Source organism: Clostridium sp. CF012, from assembly GCF_018861755.1.
GTDB lineage: Bacteria > Bacillota > Clostridia > Clostridiales > Clostridiaceae > Clostridium_AD.
Genome location: NZ_JAHLEF010000002.1, coordinates 268,198 through 290,477, shown reverse-complemented (window position 1 = coordinate 290,477; position 22,280 = coordinate 268,198). Strand labels below are relative to the sequence as shown.

General features: G+C 32.0%; 20 protein-coding genes and 1 riboswitch. Of the genes, 14 read left to right on the top strand and 6 right to left on the bottom strand.

From position 1 onward, the window contains the following. The first annotated feature begins 98 nt into the window (after nucleotides 1–98). From KPL50_RS03860 to KPL50_RS03815, 10 genes are all read left to right on the top strand, one after another. Nucleotides 99–443: a metalloregulator ArsR/SmtB family transcription factor gene (locus KPL50_RS03860; protein ID WP_216297121.1), complete on the top strand. Its 345-nt coding sequence runs from the start codon at nucleotides 99–101 to the stop codon at nucleotides 441–443. A 37-nt stretch (nucleotides 444–480) separates the two neighbouring features. Continuing rightward, nucleotides 481–1,545: an ACR3 family arsenite efflux transporter gene (gene arsB / locus KPL50_RS03855; protein ID WP_216297120.1), complete on the top strand. Its 1,065-nt coding sequence runs from the start codon at nucleotides 481–483 to the stop codon at nucleotides 1,543–1,545. 74 nt (nucleotides 1,546–1,619) lie between these two features. Next, entirely contained in the window at nucleotides 1,620–2,015 is a 396-nt protein-coding gene (arsD, locus tag KPL50_RS03850; protein WP_216297119.1) for an arsenite efflux transporter metallochaperone ArsD, read from the top strand. A gap of 105 nt (nucleotides 2,016–2,120) precedes the next feature. Then, nucleotides 2,121–3,863 carry an arsenical pump-driving ATPase gene (arsA, locus tag KPL50_RS03845; RefSeq protein ID WP_216297118.1) on the top strand — a complete coding sequence of 581 codons (1,743 nt, stop codon included), beginning with the start codon at nucleotides 2,121–2,123 and terminating at the stop codon, nucleotides 3,861–3,863. A 284-nt stretch (nucleotides 3,864–4,147) separates the two neighbouring features. Beyond that, a complete protein-coding gene (locus KPL50_RS03840) occupies nucleotides 4,148–5,224 on the top strand; it encodes an NlpC/P60 family protein (RefSeq protein WP_216297117.1) in 1,077 nt (358 codons plus the stop codon). 95 nt (nucleotides 5,225–5,319) lie between these two features. Beyond that, nucleotides 5,320–5,385, top strand: a riboswitch (Fluoride riboswitch). Between the two features lie 63 nt (nucleotides 5,386–5,448). After that, nucleotides 5,449–6,630 carry a cation:proton antiporter gene (locus KPL50_RS03835; RefSeq protein ID WP_216297211.1) on the top strand — a complete coding sequence of 394 codons (1,182 nt, stop codon included), beginning with the start codon at nucleotides 5,449–5,451 and terminating at the stop codon, nucleotides 6,628–6,630. A 264-nt stretch (nucleotides 6,631–6,894) separates the two neighbouring features. Next, complete coding sequence (locus KPL50_RS03830) at nucleotides 6,895–7,140, top strand: hypothetical protein (protein WP_216297116.1); 246 nt, start codon at nucleotides 6,895–6,897, stop codon at nucleotides 7,138–7,140. 741 nt (nucleotides 7,141–7,881) lie between these two features. Then, nucleotides 7,882–9,567 carry a ribonuclease J gene (locus tag KPL50_RS03825; RefSeq protein WP_216297115.1) on the top strand — a complete coding sequence of 562 codons (1,686 nt, stop codon included), beginning with the start codon at nucleotides 7,882–7,884 and terminating at the stop codon, nucleotides 9,565–9,567. 285 nt (nucleotides 9,568–9,852) lie between these two features. Further along, complete coding sequence (locus KPL50_RS03820) at nucleotides 9,853–10,038, top strand: Spo0E family sporulation regulatory protein-aspartic acid phosphatase (RefSeq protein ID WP_216297114.1); 186 nt, start codon at nucleotides 9,853–9,855, stop codon at nucleotides 10,036–10,038. A gap of 124 nt (nucleotides 10,039–10,162) precedes the next feature. Beyond that, nucleotides 10,163–11,365, top strand: a complete 1,203-nt coding sequence (locus KPL50_RS03815) for an EAL and HDOD domain-containing protein (RefSeq protein WP_216297113.1) — start codon at nucleotides 10,163–10,165, stop codon at nucleotides 11,363–11,365. A 129-nt stretch (nucleotides 11,366–11,494) separates the two neighbouring features. Here KPL50_RS03815 and KPL50_RS03810 read toward each other — a convergent pair whose 3' ends face one another. Further along, nucleotides 11,495–12,775, bottom strand: a complete 1,281-nt coding sequence (locus KPL50_RS03810; protein ID WP_216297112.1) for an MFS transporter — start codon at nucleotides 12,773–12,775, stop codon at nucleotides 11,495–11,497. A gap of 309 nt (nucleotides 12,776–13,084) precedes the next feature. Here KPL50_RS03810 and KPL50_RS03805 point away from each other — a divergent pair, with 309 nt between their 5' ends. Then, on the top strand, nucleotides 13,085–13,987 hold the full coding sequence (locus KPL50_RS03805) for a GGDEF domain-containing protein (RefSeq protein ID WP_216297111.1): 903 nt from the start codon (nucleotides 13,085–13,087) through the stop codon (nucleotides 13,985–13,987). Between the two features lie 117 nt (nucleotides 13,988–14,104). On the opposite strand, the gene KPL50_RS03800 is transcribed toward KPL50_RS03805, so the two are convergent. From KPL50_RS03800 to KPL50_RS03790, 3 genes are all read right to left on the bottom strand, one after another. Continuing rightward, complete coding sequence (locus KPL50_RS03800) at nucleotides 14,105–14,305, bottom strand: DUF1648 domain-containing protein (RefSeq protein WP_216297110.1); 201 nt, start codon at nucleotides 14,303–14,305, stop codon at nucleotides 14,105–14,107. Nucleotides 14,306–14,764: 459 nt separating this feature from the next. Then, nucleotides 14,765–15,685 carry a ribosome small subunit-dependent GTPase A gene (gene rsgA / locus KPL50_RS03795; protein ID WP_216297109.1) on the bottom strand — a complete coding sequence of 307 codons (921 nt, stop codon included), beginning with the start codon at nucleotides 15,683–15,685 and terminating at the stop codon, nucleotides 14,765–14,767. 243 nt (nucleotides 15,686–15,928) lie between these two features. Then, on the bottom strand, nucleotides 15,929–16,255 hold the full coding sequence (locus KPL50_RS03790) for a CD3324 family protein (RefSeq protein ID WP_216297108.1): 327 nt from the start codon (nucleotides 16,253–16,255) through the stop codon (nucleotides 15,929–15,931). A 1,102-nt stretch (nucleotides 16,256–17,357) separates the two neighbouring features. On the opposite strand from KPL50_RS03790, the gene KPL50_RS03785 reads away from it, so the two are divergent. Then, the gene (locus tag KPL50_RS03785) at nucleotides 17,358–17,726 is read left to right on the top strand and encodes a hypothetical protein (protein ID WP_216297107.1); all 369 of its coding nucleotides are present in this window, start codon (nucleotides 17,358–17,360) and stop codon (nucleotides 17,724–17,726) included. A 31-nt stretch (nucleotides 17,727–17,757) separates the two neighbouring features. Here KPL50_RS03785 and KPL50_RS26865 read toward each other — a convergent pair whose 3' ends face one another. Then, nucleotides 17,758–18,750: a 3-oxoacyl-[acyl-carrier-protein] synthase III C-terminal domain-containing protein gene (locus KPL50_RS26865; RefSeq protein WP_216297106.1), complete on the bottom strand. Its 993-nt coding sequence runs from the start codon at nucleotides 18,748–18,750 to the stop codon at nucleotides 17,758–17,760. A gap of 267 nt (nucleotides 18,751–19,017) precedes the next feature. On the opposite strand from KPL50_RS26865, the gene KPL50_RS03775 reads away from it, so the two are divergent. Next, nucleotides 19,018–19,167, top strand: a complete 150-nt coding sequence (locus KPL50_RS03775; protein ID WP_216297105.1) for a hypothetical protein — start codon at nucleotides 19,018–19,020, stop codon at nucleotides 19,165–19,167. 93 nt (nucleotides 19,168–19,260) lie between these two features. On the opposite strand, the gene KPL50_RS03770 is transcribed toward KPL50_RS03775, so the two are convergent. Further along, the gene (locus tag KPL50_RS03770) at nucleotides 19,261–20,634 is read right to left on the bottom strand and encodes a sodium-dependent transporter (protein WP_216297104.1); all 1,374 of its coding nucleotides are present in this window, start codon (nucleotides 20,632–20,634) and stop codon (nucleotides 19,261–19,263) included. Between the two features lie 496 nt (nucleotides 20,635–21,130). On the opposite strand from KPL50_RS03770, the gene KPL50_RS03765 reads away from it, so the two are divergent. Then, the gene (locus KPL50_RS03765; RefSeq protein ID WP_253200431.1) at nucleotides 21,131–22,186 is read left to right on the top strand and encodes a uroporphyrinogen decarboxylase family protein; all 1,056 of its coding nucleotides are present in this window, start codon (nucleotides 21,131–21,133) and stop codon (nucleotides 22,184–22,186) included. Nucleotides 22,187–22,280 lie beyond the last annotated feature (94 nt).

The window sequence follows — 22,280 nt, the reverse complement described above, 5'->3', positions numbered from 1 at the left end:
AAAGCAATATAAACTGTGAAATCATTGTAACAAGGGTGTTTTAAACGCATAGTATATGAGTGCATGAGTATATAAAGATACGGTAGGAGGTGAAAACAGTGGTTGATATATTTAAAGCATTGTCAGAGGAAAATCGACTTCGCATACTGGCACTCCTTTTAGAAGGTGAAATGTGCGTATGTGAAATTGAGGATTGTCTAAATATGACCCAGTCAAATGCTTCTAGGCATCTAACAGCACTTAAAAAGTGTGGAATACTTGAAGCCTACAAGAAAGCACAATGGGTGTACTACAAGATAGATAATAACTTTATAGAGGAAAAACCTGATCTGTTTGCTTATTTAACAAAAGAACTGAAACAATTACCTTTCTATAATAGTGATTGTGAAAAACTGGCTAAATCAAAACTTCAATGTTTATGTGATGTGAAAATGAAATTATAATTTATAAAATTATTGTGAAATTAGGGAGTGATTGATTATGAGTGAAGTAAAAACACCTGAGATTGGATTCTTCGCGAGGTATTTAACGGTTTGGGTAGCTATTTGTATGGTAGTAGGAGTGCTTATTGGCAAGTTTATTCCAGGGATTCCGGAATTCTTAAATCAGTTTGAGTATGCCAGGGTTTCCATACCTACAGCTATACTTATTTGGGTAATGATTTATCCCATGATGATGAAGGTAGACTTTAAAAGCATTAAGAATGTTAGAAAGGAGCCAAAGGGATTATATGTAACGTGGATATCAAATTGGCTTATAAAACCATTTACAATGTATGCAATATCTTCATTTTTCTTTTTTGTGGTATTTAAAGCGTTTATAGCACCGGAACTAGCTACGCAATATCTTGCAGGAACAATCTTGCTAGGAGCGGCTCCTTGCACCGCTATGGTATTTGTATGGAGTCATCTGACCAAAGGTAATCCTGCTTATACCGTTGTGCAAGTAGCCACCAATGATTTAATTATTTTGGTTGCATTTATACCTATCGTGAAATTTCTTTTAGGTGTCAGCAATATTACTGTTCCTTGGGACACACTAGTTTTATCAGTGGTTTTATTTGTTGTTGTCCCTCTAGTTTTCGGCATTTTAACTAGGATTATGGTAACAAAAAAAAGAGGCTTAGAGTATTTTGAAAATGCCTTCCTGCACAAGTTTGATAATGCAACTACTATTGGATTACTACTTATGTTAGTATTGTTATTCTCATTCCAAGGTGAAACCATAATAAATAATCCACTACACATTTTATTAATTGCCGTACCACTAACTATTCAAACATTTTTGATTTTCTTTATTGCTTATTTAGCAGGTAGAAAGCTAAAGCTAGCACATGATATTGCTGCACCGGCTGGAATGATAGGAGCATCAAATTTTTTTGAACTATCAGTTGCCGTTGCCATTTCACTGTTCGGTATGGACTCACCAGCAGCGCTTGCTACAGTGGTAGGCGTATTAGTTGAGGTACCAGTGATGCTGATTCTTGTAAGAATAGCAAACAAAACCACCCAGTGGTTTCCACAGTCAGTAACTCATAACAAATAATATTTATGAGTGTTAAATATATTGAAAATGTTAAAAGTGCTAAAACTAATAAAAAATGATTGGAGAGATTATCAATGAAAAAAATGCAAATATTTGAAGCTGCTATGTGTTGTTCCACAGGACTTTGTGGGGTAGGTGTTGATGCTGAACTTCTTAGGATTTCAACTGTCCTTAGTGCATTAAAGAAGAATGGTGTTGAGGTGGAGAGATTTAACCTCTCAGGTTCACCGCAGGAGTTTGTAGATAATAAAGTGATTAATAAGTTCATTACCGAAAAAGGTGTTGATGAGATGCCGATTACTATCTTAGACGGTGAAATAGTGTTAGTAGGAAGATATCCAACAAATGAAGAGGTAGTGAAATTTTTAGAGGTTCCAATGAGTTTTATAGGCGAAAAACCTAAGAGTTTTAAAATAAAAGCGGCTCCTAAATCAGGGGGATGTGGATGCTCTGGCGGGGACTGTTGCTAATACTGAAGTTTATGAAAATTGAGAATTAAACAAATGCCAAACCAATCCCATATGGAGTGGTTTGGTATTTAAAATTAATGGATAATAAAATGGAGGTAATAAAACATGGAAATTTTTAATCCACAAAATATTAAACTTACAAAATATTTATTTTATACAGGGAAGGGAGGCGTAGGTAAAACTTCAACGGCTTGCGCTACAGCAGTTAATCTTGCTGATAGAGGAAAAAAAGTGCTTCTTATTAGTACTGACCCTGCATCAAATTTGCAGGACGTTTTTAACACTGAACTTACTAATAAAGGTATACCAATTAAAGAGGTGCCAAATCTTGTCGTTGCTAATCTTGACCCAATAAAGGCAGCAGCAGAGCACAGAGAGAGCGTTATTGCCCCTTACCGTGGCAAATTACCTGATTCAGTGCTTAATAATATGGAAGAACAGCTTTCTGGTTCTTGTACCGTTGAGATTGCGGCCTTCAACGAATTTTCGAAATTTATAACGGATGAAAAAGTCCAGGAAAAATATGACCATATTATATTCGATACGGCTCCCACGGGTCATACTCTTAGAATGCTTCAATTACCGTCAGCCTGGAGTAATTTTATTAGCGAAAACACTCATGGCGCATCTTGTTTAGGGCAACTATCTGGTCTGGAGAGTAAAAAAGAAATCTATAAAAAGGCAGTAGAAACCTTAAGTGATGGAGCTTTAACAACGCTTATGCTTATTTCACGTCCTGAAATGACACCTCTTAAAGAAGCAGAAAGAGCCTCAAAAGAACTTTCAGAAATCGGTGTAAACAATCAAACTATGATAATCAATGGTGTACTGAATTCCTATGATGACAGTGTATCTGAAAGTCTGTACCAGAAACAGCAAAAATCACTCCAGGCAATGCCACAGGGCTTACAGGGAATTACCACCTACATGGTACCGCTCAGAGCCTACAATATAACTGGTATGGAAAATGTGCGTGCATTACTTACCAAAGACAATTACAGTATCAGTAGTGAAAAGATAAAAGCTGAAACAATTCCACAGCTTAAAGATGTCATTGAGGATCTATACAAAAGCAATAAAAAAGTTATTTTTACCATGGGAAAGGGCGGAGTAGGTAAAACTACAATTGCAGCGGCTATTGCACTAGGATTATCTGCAAGAGGCAAAAAAATTCACCTTACCACAACTGACCCCGCGGCTCATCTAAAATTTGTAATTAATGAGAGTAGCAATATAACTATGAGTCACATTGATGAGCAAGCTGAACTTGAAAAATATAAGGAAGAAGTGCTATCCAAGGCAAGAGAAACCATGGCTGATGAGGATATTGCCTATGTAGAGGAGGACCTTAGGTCACCATGTACACAGGAGATTGCAGTGTTTAGAGCCTTTGCACAAATAGTAGATAAGGCAGAAGATCAAATTGTTGTAGTGGACACAGCTCCAACAGGGCACACTCTCTTGCTACTTGACTCCACACAAAGCTATAACCAAGAAATCAAGCGCTCACAGGGGGATATCCCGGAATCTGTTAAAAGGCTATTGCCAAGGCTCCGAAACGCTGATGAAACTGAAGTCATAATTGTAACCCTTGCTGAAGCTACACCTATATATGAAGCAATGCGTCTTGAAGAAGATTTGAAACGTGCAAAGATTGCCACAAAATGGTGGATTATAAACTCATCACTGCATGCCACAGTTACTACGAATAAACTGCTATCTGCAAAGGCCAGCAATGAAATAGAATGGATTAACAAGGTTGACGCAAATGCTAAGGGTAAATTTGCTGTAATACCTTGGAGTCCTGATGAAATCAAAGGTGATAAGTTAAAAGATTTATTAGTATAAAAACTTATCAAATACACTATAGGATATAAATTGCTCCAAATAATTAGACATAGTTCTCTAATTATTGGGGGCTTTTTTATGGTAAAAGCAGAGAAAAGTGAGAATATAATTCATAATATAAAAGAATTACTTTATTTATGTACAATATGAACATAAATAGTGTTTTAAAATAAATTATGTTTTTTATTGAACCTTAGTGTAAAATAGTGGTACAATAAAAATGTTGATTTAAGAACGTTTACATTTTATAGATATTTACATATATTAAATAGGGGGGGATTTGGTTGCGTAAAAGTATAATATCGTTGATAGTGACAATTGGATTAGTTACTACAATGAGTATAACCATATTTGCAGAACCATTATCAGATAGTTTTAGAAATAAAAAGGACACCTATGAGCAAGCACAAAACAAGGTAGAGGATATACAAATTTCCATTGAAAAATTGGATTCAAATATAGAAAAAATTTATGCAGAAATGGATAAATCAAAAGTTCAAATGGGTCAAACTCAGAAAAAGATAGAAAAAACAACAAAAGATATAGAATTTGCAGAAGTTAATATTAAAGAAGAAGAAGACCTATTTAATAAGAGAATGCGAAGCATGTATATGAATGGTGTGGATAGTTATTTAGAAGTTTTATTAGATTCTGAGGGAATAGAGGATCTTATTTCAAGAGTTGAAAACATCAAAAAGATTGTTGAATATGATAATAAAATTATTGGAGAATTAACAGATAAAAAAAATGGAATTGAAAATCAAAGGCAAACGCTTGAAGCTGAAAAAACTAAGCTAGTGCTTTTGACAACTGATAATAAAAACAAAATAGTGAAGCTTGAAGGTAAGAAGAAAGAACAAGAAATACTAATTGCAGAAGCTAAGGTGCAACGAGAATTATATGCTGGTCAAGTTAGTGATGGACAAGCTATCGTAAATGTTGCTATGGTGCAAATAAATCAAATAAAAGCAAAGGCACCTAAATATACCCCATCTAGAGGATCCTCATCACTTAGCTCGAGTTCCGTAGTGGCTTATGCAAGTAATTTTTTAGGAACACCATACGCTTGGGGGGCTAATGGTCCTAGTAGTTTTGATTGTTCTGGTTTTGTGAAATATGTATATGGTCATTTTGGAGTTTCCATGAGTAGATCTACCACAACACAGGTAAATGAAGGTTCCTATGTAGCTAGAGATAATTTAGAGCCAGGAGATTTGATTTTCTTTGGATCTGGAAGTCCACATCATGTGGGAATGTATGTAGGTAATAACTCATATATTCACTCGCCAAGTACTGGAGATGTGGTTAAAATATCAGCACTTACAAGAAGTGATTACCTTACTGCTAGAAGAGTCAAGTAATTTTAGATATGGACAAGTTAATTTAAATTGGACATTTTAGAATATATATTCTAAAATAATTATTGATTTTGATTATAAATATAGTATAATATATTTATAAAATAGGTGATGGAGTTCACCTTAACTATTGCGATTTTGCAATTAATGACTCCTACTTAGAGCTTGGCTTTAAGTAGGAGTCTTTTATTATGGAAAAATTTCGAAGGAAAGGTAGTGATTACAAAATGGCAATGAGTTTAGCAATTATAATTATTTTAGGACTAATATTCAATAAGTTATTTGTTAAATTAAAGCTTCCTGGGCTGCTTGGAATGTTAATCCTTGGTTTGTTACTAGGACCCTATGGAGCAAATATAATAAGCAAGGACATACTTAGAATTTCTCCGGATTTAAGAAAAATTGCACTGATTATTATTTTATTAAGAGCGGGTCTTGGAATTAAAAAGGAAACTTTGAATAAAGTAGGTGTTCCTGCATTAAAAATGAGTTGCATACCTGGTATTTTTGAAGGGCTAAGCATAATGTTTATAGCAAGTTATGCACTTGGAATATCAAAAATTGAGGCTGGGATGCTTGGATTTATAATAGCGGCAGTTTCACCGGCGGTAGTTGTACCACCTATGCTTAATTTTATATCCAGAGGAAAAGGAGAAAAAAAAGGCATACCAACCATAATACTAGCAGGGGCATCAATTGATGATGTTTTTGCAATAACTATATTTTCAGCCTTCTTAGGCTTGTACACTGGTAAAAATGTAAATATTCCAATGAAAATATTGGAGATTCCTATATCTATATTACTTGGAATAACAATAGGTGTTATTGTAGGAATTGTATTAACGTTAATATTTAAAAAATATCACATACGGGATACTAAGAAAACTTTTATATTAATAGCATCAGCAATAATGCTCACAGGAGTTGAAGATGTATTTGTGAATATAGTACCCATTGCAAGTCTTCTAGGGGTAATGACTATTGGGTTTGTATTGTTAGAAAAACACTCTACAGCAGCGAATAGGCTATCCTTAAAACTTAATAAGGTATGGGTAATTGCAGAAATTTTTCTTTTCGTATTAGTGGGAGCACAGGTTAACATATACGTTGCCGTAAGTTCTGGTGTATTAGGGATAATTATCATTATCCTTGGGTTAGTAGCTAGAAGCATAGGGGTATTAATATCACTTCTGGGAACTAATTTAAATGCAAAAGAGAGGCTGTTTTGTGTGATTTCATATATTCCTAAAGCTACTGTTCAGGCAGCTATGGGCGCGGTACCTCTAGCTTCTGGAGTAAAATCGGGGGAACTTATATTAGCAATTGCGGTATTATCTATATTTATTACAGCACCATTAGGAGCCATTGGTATTAAAATAGCAGGCGAAAAATTGTTGCCAGATGATTAAGCAATAAGAAAAAAAACCTGACATACTGACTTGTTTGTTCCTTTATGTATTAAAATTTATAAAGTGGTTAATAATTATAAATAGCTATAATATCGTTAAAACGTTTACAGGGAAGAGATATTATAGCAAATATAATGCCATAAATCAATATAAATTATAAAGTAAGTTGATTATATATCATGAATTATATATAATAGAAGTACACAAGAAAAAACATGCAATAGATATAATAATATTATCCATATTATATAAGGAGGAAGATAAATGAATATAGATGTAAACACACCAATTGACGACCTTTTAGAGACTTGGGCTACCTATTCAAAAACACTTTTCTCCACAATGCTAATTAACAAATCAGAAATAGATGAATTTAATAAAGTAAAATTAGTTTTAAAAACAAAAGGGATTACAAATCTAGAAATACATAATGTTTATGAAAAAGAATATATTTTGCACTATACGAAACAAGGCGGACTATTTAAAAAGCAATTCATTATAGATAAATAACTTAAAAGGCAATTTGTAGGAAAAATAGTGCACACTATTATAAAGTGCCATATTTTCTTCAAATTGCATTTTTCGTTATAGAAAAGACAAATAAGAGGTCTTTGAAACATAGGAAATCCATGGGTTTAAAGATGTTAAAAGAAATTGGTGAGAGCACCTTTTAAGAATAATTCACACTGTAAAAAGTGTAATTTTCAGGTTGAGAAATTATTTCTCAACCTTTATTATATTATAATCGAATATAATCGAATATAATCAAATGTAATATGGTATAATTATATTTAATTAATACAATTGGAGTTTTTATAAATTTATTAAAGTTAATCGCATTTAATTAGATAATTAAAGTATTACAAAATATATAGTTAAATAAAGAGAGTGATGTTTACTTAAAAAGCAACACTTTGAAATATAGGTTTCTTTAAAAATAATTTAAGAAAGGAAAAGACATAACTGTATTAACAAAAATATAAAAAAAGGGTAGGTGAAAATCCTGATTTATGGTTAGTTAATAGGAATAAAATACTTGGAATAGTGTGTTTTTATAACGGTACTGTTTGTATAACAGAACTATTTGTATAACAGAACTGTTTGTATAGCAGAACAGTTTGTATAACAGACCTGCTATAAATAACATAGCGAACCTAAGTAGTTGAATCCTGTGATACACCATGCTGTTTAGTCGACAGAACGAAAATATTGGATGAATAGATTGCTTAATATTTAGAAATCGGGAAAATATTGAATAATAATAATTATAAAAGCAAAGTTAAAAATAAAATCAGAATTATTCCACTAGGTGGACTTGGAGAAATTGGAAAGAATATTACTGCAATAGAATACAAAGATGAAATTGTTGTTATAGATTGTGGAATTTCTTTTCCAGATGCAGATATGTATGGAGTGGATTTAGTTATTCCAGATGTAACATATCTTCTAGAGAATAGAGACAAGGTAAAAGGAATTTTTCTAACCCACGGTCATGAGGATCACATAGGCGCTTTACCTTATATTTTGAAACAAATCAATGTTCCGGTATATGGAACACGTTTAACCTTAGGACTTGTAGAAAATAAATTGCAGGAACACGGGATAATAGCAGACTGCACGCTAAATGTAGTAAAACCTGGTGATATTGTAAAGCTAGAAAAGCTTAGTGTAGAATTTATAAGAGTTAGTCATAGTATAGCAGACGCTTGCTCTATTGCTATTCATACGCCTATTGGTAGAATTATACACACAGGAGATTTCAAAATAGATTATACTCCTATTGATGGAGAAGTTATAGATTTAGAGCGTTTTGCAAAATTAGGTGGTCAAGGAGTACTATTATTAATGGCTGATAGTACTAATGTTGAACGTCCTGGATTTACTATATCTGAGAAAGTAATTGGAGAAAATTTAAATAAACTATTCCAAAAGGCAGATGGCAGAATAATAGTAGCTTCATTTGCATCAAATATCCATAGAATACAACAAATTGCCAATGCTTCAATTTTAGTTGGAAGAAAAATAGCCTTTAGTGGAAGAAGTATGGAGAGAATCTCACAAGTAGCTATTGAACTTGGATATTTGCATATACCACCAGAAGCTATAATTACTGTGGCAGAGATTCATAATTATCCTAATGAAAAGGTAACAATAGTAACTACTGGTAGTCAAGGTGAACCCCTTGCTGCATTAACAAGAATGGCATCATCAACGCATAGGAGTATTGAAATACAAAAGGGTGATTTAATCATTATATCTGCATCACCTATTCCTGGAAATGAAAAATTCATATACAATGTTATAAATGAATTATTCAAAAAAGGTGCTAATGTAATATATAACACTACAGAAGAAATCCATGTTTCTGGGCATGCTTGTCAAGAAGAATTAAAATTAATTCACACATTAGTTCGCCCTAAATTCTTTATGCCAGTACATGGTGAATTTAGACACTTAAAACAACACGCGCAACTGGCAGAAAGAATAGGAATGAATCCTGATAATATTTTCATTGGAGAAACAGGACAAATATTAGAAGTATCACAAAATGAATGTAAATTCGCTGGAAGAGTACAAACTGGAGCTATAATGGTAGATGGACTTGGCGTAGGAGACGTTGGGAATATTGTACTTAGAGACAGAAAACACTTAGCTGAAGAGGGTATTCTTACTGTTGTAGTTACTATAGAAAGAGAAACTTATAGTATCCTAGCAGGACCGGATATAATAACTAGAGGATTTGTATACATGAAAGAATCTAATGAACTTATTAATGAAGCTAGGGACATTGTTAGAAAAGAGTTAGAGCAATGTTTAGATAATAAGATTAAAGAATGGGCAGTAATAAAATCTTGCATAAGAAATGCATTAGGTCAGTTTTTATATATAAAAACTAAGAGAAGACCTATAATTATACCAATAATAATGGAAATATAATAAAGACTAAATAAAAAACCCATTTCTTAATTTAATTAAGAAATGGGTTTTTAATTTTGTGGAACCATCATTTTATCTGAATATTAATATAATATATATTAGTACTAATATGATTTTTGAATGGTTTTTTTACTTATATTTATAAAAATTAAAAAAAATAACCATTTGTTGAAATATATTGTTAAAAGGTGTAAATAAATGTATAATAGAAATAGTAACAAATAAAATTAATAGATGTATAATTGAAATAGTAGCAATTATGCATATTTGCGAGGCGAGGTGCATATGAGTAATTTAACCCTTAATAATATTACAATGGAAGATCTCAACAAACGAATAAATGATCTAAGAGATATTTTAAATGAAATCTGCTGTACAGACCAGAATACCGAAGTGCAAGAACAAAGGCTTATTACAAGTAGGAATTTAGACGAATTAATTGTTAAATATATGAAGGGAATTGAGAATTAGGAGCCATGAAAGATAAATATAAGTGCCACTCGCGTGGCAAGTACGAATCCTGTGGCAAATTATTAAATTAAGGCATGAAGATGAAAATTAACTAAAGTATAAATTAACATAGGAGGATAAAAGCATGGACGTTTTTCTAGCCAGACAACCCATTCTTGATAGAAATGATAAATTAGTTGGATATGAATTATTATTTAGAGATAGTGAAAAAAACATATACCAAAGCGATGATGGAGATAAAGCGACCATTGCAGTTATAAGAAATAGCTTTGTAAATATAGGGATTGATAAAGTAACTGGTGGTAAAAAGGCTTTTATTAACTTCACCGAAAATATATTAAAATCTGACATTTTTGAGGTTTTGCCTCCTCAATCAGTTATAGTTGAGATACTGGAGAATATAGAGCCTACAGAGGAAGTATTAGATCTATGTAAAAAATTGAAAGCATCAGGCTATACTATAGCCTTAGATGATTTTGTCTATTCTAATAAATATAGAGAACTAATAGAAATAGCAGATATTATTAAGGTGGATTTTCAGGTAACTAAAGGATCCCAAAGAAGAAAAATAATGGAACAGGTGAACTCTAAACATATAAAGTTCCTTGCAGAAAAAGTTGAAACTATGGAAGAGTTTAATGAAGCATTATCCCTGGGATATACATACTTTCAGGGTTACTATTTTAGTAAACCTACAATACTTTCAGGCAAAAGGATATCAGAAAACAAGGCTGTTTATATGAAACTATTGCATGAAATCAGTAGTAATAAATTCGCAATAGATAGCATAGAGAATTTAATAAAAAAAGATGTATCCTTATCCTTTAAACTATTAAAACTCATAAATTCAGCAAATTATGGTTTTGTAAGTGAAATAAAGTCAATGAAACAAGCACTGGCACTTCTTGGAGAAAAAGAAATAAAAGATTGGCTATATTTAATGGTCTTTAGGATTATGGGAGAAGATAAGCCTGAAATCCTAATAATTAATTCTTTAACAAGAGCAAGGTTTGCAGAATTAATTGCGAGTAAAATGGGGAAAAAATTTAACCCTTTTAATGCTTATTTGGTAGGAATGTTGTCTATGATAGATTTGCTCTTAGATAGGCCCTTAGAGGAAGTACTGCAGGAATTATTAATACCCGTTGAAGTAAAGGATGCTTTAAATGGAATTAATGATAATAGCTATAGTAAATTACTCAATTTAATTGTAGCCTATGAAAATGGACAATGGGATGAGGTATCAAAAATTTCAAAAGAGCTTAATTTAGATGAAAATTCTTTGCCAGATGCATACTATGAAGCCATTTTCTTTACGAAAATTTAGTGCCACCCACGTGGCAAGTGGCAAGTTGTAAGTATCACCCGGGTAGGTCACTATGATTTCTAAATCAATAAACAAAAAGGAATGGGTTGTAATACAAACCATTCCTTTTTTTGTTTATTGTAGAAAATTCTATTCTTCAGCGACACGGTCTATAGCCACATCTGCAACTTTTGAATTTTTAAGTTTTTGTTCTTTAATAAAGAATAATTTAAAGACAATCCATGCAAGTAAAGTACTGCCAGCTGCAAATATTGTAGGGAGGTTTATACTTATAGAAGTTATAAAACCCGCAATAATTGGAGGTATAGCTTGAGCAAGAGACAAAATAGATTGGTTTATACCTAAAATTTCTCCTTGCTTATCCTTGTCTGCTAAATTAGAGATAATGGCTGTGCTATTTGGTTGAGTAAGTCCTTGAAATATAGCTATAAAAGGTATCAATACGTAAATCCAAATAGCTTTAGTAGGTATTAACAATAGTGGGAAGGTTAAAGCTAATAATATTATGGAAACACTTAAGATGCTCATAGGCTTAAATTTTTTAGATAAGGGGCGCAAAATTGCACCTTGAGTAACTGCAATCCAAAGTCCCATATAAGCAAATAAATCACCTATTTTAGACTGATTAAATTGAAATTTACCTATTAGAAATACTTGGAAAAACTGAGTGAAGAAATTAAAACCTACAGTTAATAGAAAAGCAACTAAAAACATAGTTCTTAATTCCTTATAAGAGAAAGCCTTTTTAATATTCTTAAAACCCGTAAGTAAGCTAACTTTAGTCGCTTGCGTTGCTTTAACTAAGGTTTCTGGGAAGTACAATAAAACTAACAATATATTTATTGATGTTAGTATAACGGAAAGCCAAAATGGTGTAGCGTAAGTAAACCAGCTTACAATAGAAGGATCTGCGATCTTTCCACCTACGTAAGGCCCAATAATAAAACCTAAACCAAAAGCCATACCTATAAGTCCAAAATTTCGAGATTTTGTTTCTGGAGTGCTGATATCAGCTATAGCAGATTGTGCAATAGAGATGTTACCACCAGTAAAGCCATCTAAGATTCTGCCAATAAACAAAAGGTAAATATTACTATATATGATTCCAAGAGCAAATAAAACATAACCAACTAGGGTTCCGATTAATGAAACTGTTAATAGCTTTTTTCTTCCCTTTTGGTCAGCTAAGGCACCTAAAATAGGGGCACCGAAAAATTGAGCCAAGGGGTAAGAGGCTATTAAGAACCCATATATTAAGGTTCTAGTTGAGAAATCATAACTAAAAGGTAATACTGCGGAGCGAGGATCTAATAGAACCGCTGGTAATATGGGAATTACAATACCAAGACCTAGCAGATCTAAAAATACAGTAAAAAATATGGGTAGTATGGTGAATTTCTTATTTTTCAAATTTATCACTCCTTTATAAAATATTTATTATTAGCTAAGAAAATATATATATATATATTATAGTGAACGTTGTTCATAAGTGCAACAAATATTCAAAATATTTATTTGAATATTTTGAATATTATAGGAAATAAGATATATGCAATATACTAAAAACAATGTATAATATATATGATTGGTGTCATATAAAAGAGTATATAGCTCATTATTATATAATTGAAAATTATGAATAATCATAGATAAATGGTGAAAACCGGAAAATAATGAGAAGTTTTTGACTGAAAATGAAGATTTATAAAGGAGCTTGATATGGAGATTATTGAAATAATCAAAGAAAGATTGTCAATATTTAAAAATTTATATGATACAGTAAGAGTTGTAGATCCAATTAATAAGAAAGTCGTGAATTTCGAAGGAGGTAATACCGAAATAGTAGCAGATTCATGTTTTGGGTTTTGGAAAACAGATGGATATTGTAAGAATTGTATTTCCATGAGAGCTTGTCTTGAAAATGATACTTTTATAAAAATGGAGGTAATAGGAGCAAAAGTTTTCCTTATTATTTCTTCTCCTGTTACTATAGAAGATAAAGTATATATTGTAGAAATGTTAAAGGATGTATCGCAAACGGGAAGCATAATTAATAATGAAAAAAAAATAATCAATATTGAAAATTTAATAAAAGAAATGAATGATGCTGCAATTAGAGACGAACTTACGGGAATGTATAATAGAAGATATATAAATGAAAGACTTCAATTAGATATAAATGATAGCATGATTAGTAACAAGCCACTATGTGTAGTTATGGCAGATTTAGATTTTTTTAAAGATGTAAATGATAATTATGGACATGTTGTAGGAGACTGGGTTTTAAAGGATTTTGCAAAGATTCTTTCATCATCTGTAAGAAGTGACTCAGATTGGGTTGGGAGATACGGTGGGGAAGAGTTTCTAATAGTTCTAAGGAATACTGATGGCAATAATGCATTTGAAGTAATAGAGAAAATTAGGAAATTAGTTCAAGAAAATGTTTTTGAATATAAAGATATAAAAATTAAAATAACATCAAGTTTTGGTGGCTATATCACTATGAATGAGAAAATTACCATTGATGAACTTATAAATAAGGCAGATAAAAATTTATATTCCGCAAAAAATAGCGGAAGAAATAAAACAATTATATTACACAGTGAAGACCACTTTGAATGAATACCTCGTTATACTCTTGCAAATCTTTTTCATGTAGCTGAGCAACATGAAGAAGATTTTTACTCCTTATTTAATAGGGAGTATTTTTTTGTCCGAATCGGTGAAAGGGTAATAGGTTCACCTACGTAGTTTTATTAATTCGTATAATATAAATGGAAACATCCCAATGATGAAAGAGAATTTCTTATCTAAATACCAATTCACAGTACCTTCTAAACTCCATTGCATAGGAATTTTATCCGGTAAAATAGGTATAAGTAGTACTGAAATAATTACTGGTATTATTAAGATTAATAAGTCTTTTTTATTAAATTTCATTTAAGCCACCCCCATTTTATAAAAGTGCATAATAAATATGTATATACTTTTATTATATCTAAAATTTATGTTAATACCAATAGTTCATATACTTATATAGATTTATCTTTAAGATAATGACAGATAAAAATTCACAGCATAACGGCTAAAAGATAGATTTTTCAATAAACTTAAATGCTGTTAACGAATGCACTACTATCTATAACATTCCTACGTCCTTTCACCTTCGTAATTATAAGTTATAATAGTCATTGACATCTCAGAAGGATAATTTCTTACTTCTATGAGTGGATTTATATGATTAGATAAAATTAAAAGTATGAAATTTGTCCAGAGTGACTTGCAATACGATACGAAGAAGCTGTTGAAATTAGAATTTCTTAATCGAATTTCCAGTTTCAAGTTCGTTTGCAAGGCACGTAGGAGAAATTTCATACTTTCGCTACTTTTTTTAAATAATTAAAGCCCGCGATACTTATGATCTATATATTCTTTACTCTTTTTGCTCCCCGCTATTCTATTTATTTCATTCTGTTTCCTTTGGAATATTTTGGCTTCCTTTTGTAGGGCTAAGTAGCTTTTATATCTTTTTTCATCCATAATACCATCTTCAATAGCTTGCTTTATGGCGCAACCCGGCTCTTTTTTATGCAAGCAATCAGAAAACCTACATTGGGCGGCTAAGGCTTCTATATCTTCAAAGGCTTCACTTATACCTTCAGTGCCACCCCATAGCTGTAACTCTCTCATTCCGGGGGTATCTATCATAATAGCCCCACTATCTAAAATAAACATCTCTCTAGAGGTTGAGGTGTGTCTTCCTCTATCATCATAGGCTCGAACTTCCTTTGTCTCTTGAACCACGTCTCCCGCTAGGTAATTAAGCAAGGTAGATTTACCAACCCCTGAAGAACCCAGCAGTGCTATGGTTTTACCGGGCTGTAGATACTGATTTAGTTCAACCATGCCCCTGGCATCAATTGCACTTATTACATGAATTGGTACTCCCATAGCTACTTTTTCTGTTTGTTTTAGCTTCGAGTCTAAATCTTCACATAAATCAGCTTTACTAAGCAAAATAACTGGATCAGCGTTGCTCTCCCAGGCCATAATTAAATAGCGCTCTATTCTTCTCGCATTAAAATCCTTATTTAAGGAATTTACAAGAAAAATTGTATCTATATTTGAAGCAACAATTTGCTCCTTAGTATTAATCCCCGCAACCTTCCTTGAAAACTTACTTTTCCTAGGAAGCACTTTATGAATAGTAGCTCTCATTTCAGAAGTTCTAAGACTTACTACTACAAAGTCTCCAACTGTTGGAAATTCCTCGTCACTTATTGCCTCATGTCTTAGTTTGCCTGATATTTCAGAAAGCATTTCCCCATTCTCTGTATAAAGTTTATAAATATGCTTATGCTCTGCAAAAACTCTTGCGACGGTATAACCATCTTCTATAAAAGTATCAAATTCTTCTTTATAAAATTCGTCCCAGCCTAATTGTTTTAAACTATAAATAAATATCCTCTCCTATGCATTTAATTTTGACTTTTCATTATTCATATTAATCATCTACTTCGAAGCTGCAATACCAACGACTTCAGAAGGAGATTTTCACTCCCATTAAAATTTGACCTTCTTATAGTAATTCTCTCCACTTGCAGAAATGATGGACTTACCTTCTGAATTGCCGTTGGAAATTATCTTTCTAATGCTATCCTCTGATAGATTATAAGATTCTGTAAGTTTAGTAATTGTAGTTCCAGCTTTATAAAATTTATATATTTCCATATTACGTTTTCTTAGAATATTACGAGTACCATTATTCTCACCCCAAGCCTTCCGAACATTAGCCTCTTTTGGAATATATATAATCTCTCCTTGAATATACTTTTGCAGTTCCTTTAAAAGTGCTGCTGGCAATACATCCTTCCCATTCTTGTAACACAATATAAAATTCCTCCTCTTTATTTTCACTGATAATCAATAAAGTATTAGAAATTCCCATTGAAACCACCTCCTGTATTTATTTGTAGGGATAACAACTATGAAATGTTATCTTATTTATTTTTCTATAGAAAAATCCCGTGGATATAAAAACCATCCACGGGAATATTAAAAAAGGCAATAAAAAAACACGATAACTTCGTGCATTCTGCCAAACTTTAAATTCGTTTTAACGTTTCAGATGACGGTTATTAATTATATTTCGAAAGCACACAAAATAATGGGTCACTGAACCCAATTTCATATTTTATAGATATAGTAAAAAACTTAACTACAAAATTTTATGTTGCCTTTCGAACAATATTCAGTTATTGATTAAGCACCTCAAAAGCTACAATTAAATTCATCATATATCAACATCTCCTTCATCTGAATTATTTTTATGTTTAAATTGATTATTCACACAATTACATTTTAGTATAAAAATCCTTTTATGTCAATAATAATTGGTGACACCCACGTGGCAAAGTTCATATAAAAGGAGGCAGGTAGCCTCCTAGTATTGATCTGAGGTAGCTAAAAATTATTAATTGTTAGCTACCTCAGATTTAATGGTAAACTTTTAACCTTTTTAGGTCAAAAGCCACCTCCTAGTTATGATCAATGTTACCATCTCCTTTCACTAGATTACTGGTTAGTTATATTATTACATATTTTTAATTGTATTCTCAAGTTAAAGAATTATTATAATTGTTTTTTCCTAAAAATTCACGCAAAATCAAAGACGATTTATCTGTTTTATGTCTTGGATTGTTGACTCTACACAATGTAATACGAGCGTAATTGTGTTACATTCAAAAAACTTCAAAACATAATAAGCATTTAATTTTACATTTAACTTTAGCCATAAGGATATTATCATTTTTAACAATAAAAATGGTAAAAAAATATGTGGAAACAAGTTCCACAAAATGAATTTATTTCTTCGTAACTACTTCACAAAGTGTTAATTTTAATATATAATAAAGTTGATAATAATTTTAATATAAAATATTATAAATATTTTAATGTGATTAAAAAATATATACAAAGGTTGTGTTTTATAATGACAATATCTAACGAAAAGAAATTCCAATTAAAATTAGACAAAACAAGTAAAACATTATTTGTAGAGGTTTCTGGTTCTTTTGGACCTACCGATGCTAATGTCTTTTTACAGGAATATACTGAAATTCTCAAAAGTATTAATCCAAAGGAATATAAACTATTGTTTGACGGCAAGGAGTTAAAAGTTTCAGGAAAAGATGCAAAATCAGGAATTGATATGACTGAAATGCTAAAGGGCTGTGTTCAACAATACAAGAAGGATGATTTTAAAGAAGTGATAATTGATTGTGGAACAAATATTGTAATGAAAATGCAATCAGCGAGAATTGCAAAAGAAGTCGGTCTTCTGAATTTTAAAGCTATTTAATTAAAAAAACGTGGAAATCTCCACGTTTTTTTTAATATCTTATAAGCATAGTACATATAGTCCAATGAGTACCAACTGACCATAAACAAACAAGGTCTCCTCTTTTTATCTTACCAGTTTTGATTCCTTCATATAATGCTATAAATGGACTGGTTGTTCCCGTATATCCATATACGTCACCTATATAAATGAATTTATTTATATTTACTCCTAACTTTTCTGAACCAAGGGTTTGAAATACTTTTGCATATTGAGAAAAACAATAGCTATTTATATCTTCCATTTTAAGCTTGTTTCTATCTAATAGTGTATGAATTGAAGATACTGCATAATCAATCGCAAATGTACCGTCAAAAGGTGTGAAATCCATCCTTCTATCTTCAGATGATATATTTTCTTTATATATATTTGAAATGCCACAGCCTGGGTATTTAACTAAGTCCCATGTAGCACCATTGCTTTTACACAAGCTATCTACGAACCCGCTGTCTTCTTCTGTTTTTTCTAAAATAATAGCGCACGCTCCGTCTCCAGTTAGAGGGTAAGTCATTTCATCATCTTTGCTACAGTGAATTGAAACATAATCAGACCCTACAATTAATGCTTTTTTTACATAAGGATTACTCATCATAGCCCGTATAGTACTTTCAACTGTTACCAACATGCCAACACAACTCGCATTAGTATCCATACACATGCAATCTTCTTTTCCTTTTATTGCATTATGGACTATAAGTGATTGGCTTGGGGCGGTATATTCGGGAAATTGAGAAGAAAATAACACCATGTCAATATCTTTTCCTCCTAATTTGGCAAGCTTTAATACTCTTTTGGCTACTTCTATACCCATAGTAAGAGTGTTTTCGTCGTCATTGTCTATAATATATCTTTTTTCTCTTCCAAGAGCTTTTAATAAGCCTGAAATATCTTTTCCTTGTTTTTTAAAATGTTCAAAATAAAAACTATTATCTACCTGTTTCTCAGGATGATAAACGTCTATCGCCATAATTTGTATGTTTTTCACTGATTTAAGTCCTCCTTAGTTTAATTAAAATATAATTAGAAATTAGTTTGTTGAAGTAAAAATATAATAAAAGGATATATATATATATACTACAAATATTGTAATATATTACATTATATTAATACATTTTGTAACATTTTAGCATATTACAAGTATATATGCTACAAATTAATTTTATGGTATTAGCCAAAGAAGGGTTGCAATGAATTTTGTTGAGGGTGTAACTGAGGTTAAGTCTCTTTTTCTTTTTTTCTCAGCCATTGCGTGATGACTGATTTTGAGTGGGATGAAGACATAAACAGAGGTGTAATTCTTTATGCTAGAATTAAAGACGGTGTATTAGTAGAAGGTGCTTTAAGCAAATTAGAAGATGTTGAGTACATTGAGACTGTAGAGGAAAGAATAAGATATCTCTAAAATTACAGAGAACATAACTAAATGAGGCTATTTTAATTTAGAAAGTAGATTCTACATTAAAACAGCCCCTAATTTAGCTTAAATATTTTTTATTTATAATTTAATTATCCCTATCGAATTCAAGAAAACAATTATAAGTAGAATTGGTGTGATAAATTTAATAAATACGTACAAAACATTTATTACAGCACCATTATTTAAAGTTCCTTGATTGGATAGCTCTAATTTAAAATCTTCCTTTTTAACAAAGTATCCAACAAAGATTGCTGTTAAAAGCCCGCCTACTGGAAGTAATATATTTGAAGATAAGTAATCAAAGGAATCGAAGAATCCCTTTTGTCCTAAGATATGAATATTACCAAGGACACTTGATGGATGAGCAGATAATGTTGCTAGTATTCCAATGGACATCATTATGCCTGTTGTAAGTAATACTGCGCTTTTTCTGCCCATGCCTTTTTCTTCCGTAAAATATGCAACCGGAACTTGGACATTTGATATCATTGCTGTTGTAGCTGCAATAGCAGTTAATAAGAAAAATGCTACTAATAGTACATTACCAAAAGGCATTTTTGAGAATACAAGTGGAATGGTTTTAAATAAAAGTCCAGCGCCTTCACTAGGTTTCATACCAAAGGAGAATACGGCTGGGAATATTGCAATTCCTGCAAGTATTGAAACTAGTGTGTCTGACATTGCAACCCTTGCTGAAGTTGCTATCATATTATTATTTTGTGTAAAATAACTTCCATATGTAATCATTATTCCCATTCCCAATGACAATTTGAAAAATGCTAGTCCAAGAGCAGTTAATATAACAGCTCCATTTATCTGTGAAAAGTCCACATGGAATAAAAATCTTAATCCTTCTGATGCCCCAGGAAGTGTTAATGCAGTTACATCACATATAAGAATTAGTATAAATAATACAGGCATAAGTGTTTTTGTTATTCTTTCAATACCATTTTTAACGCCTGCAAGTAAAACTAATGAAACTACTGCAAGAACTATAAACTGCCATACAAGTGGAGGCATTGGTCCAACTAGTGTTGACATGAATTTTGTGGAAGAGGTAGCTGAGGTTACCCCCGCGAAATCACCCTTTATTGCTTTGAAAACATAGGAATAAACCCAACCCGCAACACAACTATAGAAAAACATAATTAGAAAGGCTGAAACTACCCCTATAAATCCAATACTTTTCCAACCTTTTGCAGCCTTTAACTCTTCAAAAGCTCCCACTGCATTTTTTCTTGATTTTCTACCGATGTAAAATTCACATACCATAATTGGGATACCAACCAATGCAACACATAAAACATATATTAAGAGAAAAGCTCCTCCACCATTGGCTCCTGTTAAATAAGGAACTTTCCATATATTACCTAAACCTACTGCTGAACCTAAGGTTGCGAAAAATACTGCAAATCCTGATGAAAAGGTCTCTCTCTTTTTTTTCTCCGACATTACAAATCACTCCTCTTTATATTTAATTAAATCATCACCTGCGGTGATCCATAGCCTAAAATAGCACAAAAAAATAGACTTGTCTTTTCTCTATGAGGCAAAAAGATGTCTACGTTACCACAAAAATTTATAATGTACTTTTGACCCTTAGTTTGCATAACCTTCATATCTTTTCATGCCTTTAACAAAGTATCATGTATATATTGTTAAGTCAACAGAGAAATCGAACATAACAAATCATATAAAAAATAGCTATAGATGAGGCAATACCTATTTGAAAAACCAATTTGCATATGATTAAAGTAGAGTGTAAGCTTTATGTGTATTAATTTAACTAGAGTAAAAAGGTTACAATTAACCACTCTAAGAATAAAACATTATAGTAGGGATGTAATCCTATAAGGCCTCTGGAAAAAGTAACAAGCGAGTATGTTATTCTATTTTTTTCAGAAGCCTAAAAATATTTAACCCTACAATTTTTTGAGGAGGAATTAAGATGAATCAAATTATAAAGCCAGATGAAATGACGCCCAGAGAAAGAATGGAAGCTTTTTCAGCTGGAAAACAAATTGATAGAATCCCTTGTAGTCCATTTTTAGGGGAAGCCTGTGCACCACTTTTTGGACATACAATCAAAGAACATAATTTTTCAACAGAAGTGATTATAGATGTAGCAGTGAAAAGCTTTGAAACGATTAGACCTGATAGCATAGGGATTGGTCCAGGACTCCAGGGTATACCTGAAGCTATGGGAAGTGAATTTAAGTTTCCTGAAAATGGTACCCCATATTTTAGCAGTCCTATATTAAGAGACTATAAGGATTTAGGTAAATTATCACCTTTAAATCCTTATAAGGATGGAAGAATATCATATTTTCTTGAAGCACTTAAGGTAACGAGTGGAAGAATTGGGCATGAAGTATTCGTAGGAAGTTCTATGGGAGGCCCCTTTACTACTGCGGCTTTTCTAAGAGGAACAGAGGATTTTCTAAAGGATATAACTAGAAACCCTGAAATGGTACATAAGCTACTTGAGCTATCCACCCAAAGTGTTATTAACTATATTGATGCAGTATGCGATTTAGGCTTAAGTCCAAGTATAGCTGAACCTGTTGCTTCTGGCACTATGATTAGCGCAAGGACCTTCAGAGAATTTGCAAAGCCATATTTGAAAAAATGTATGGATAGAATTATTGAAAGACGAGGAAGTGGCACCACCCTACACATCTGTGGCACAACTAAAAAAATATGGGCAGATATGGTGGAGGTTGGTATTGCAAATTTAAGTTTGGACAATATTGATGACATAGGCGAACTTAAAGAGCAATTCGGAGATAAGGTTTGCTTAATAGGAAATGTAGCTCCAGTTGAAACTATATTAAGAGGAACTATTGAAGATATACATAATGCAGGAAAATTGTGTATAAGTAAAGCAGCAGATAGTCCAAAAGGATTTGTTTTAAGCTCAGGTTGCGATATACCTATAGGAACCCACCCAGATAAAATAATAGCACTTATGGATTCAGCAAGAATATATGGTCGAAGGAGCTAGTGCCATCCACGTGGCAAGTGGCAAGTTGATTACAGTAGATATTGCCACCCAAAGGGCTTGTGGTAAGCAGTAGGTTTTTCATAAATTTTAAAAT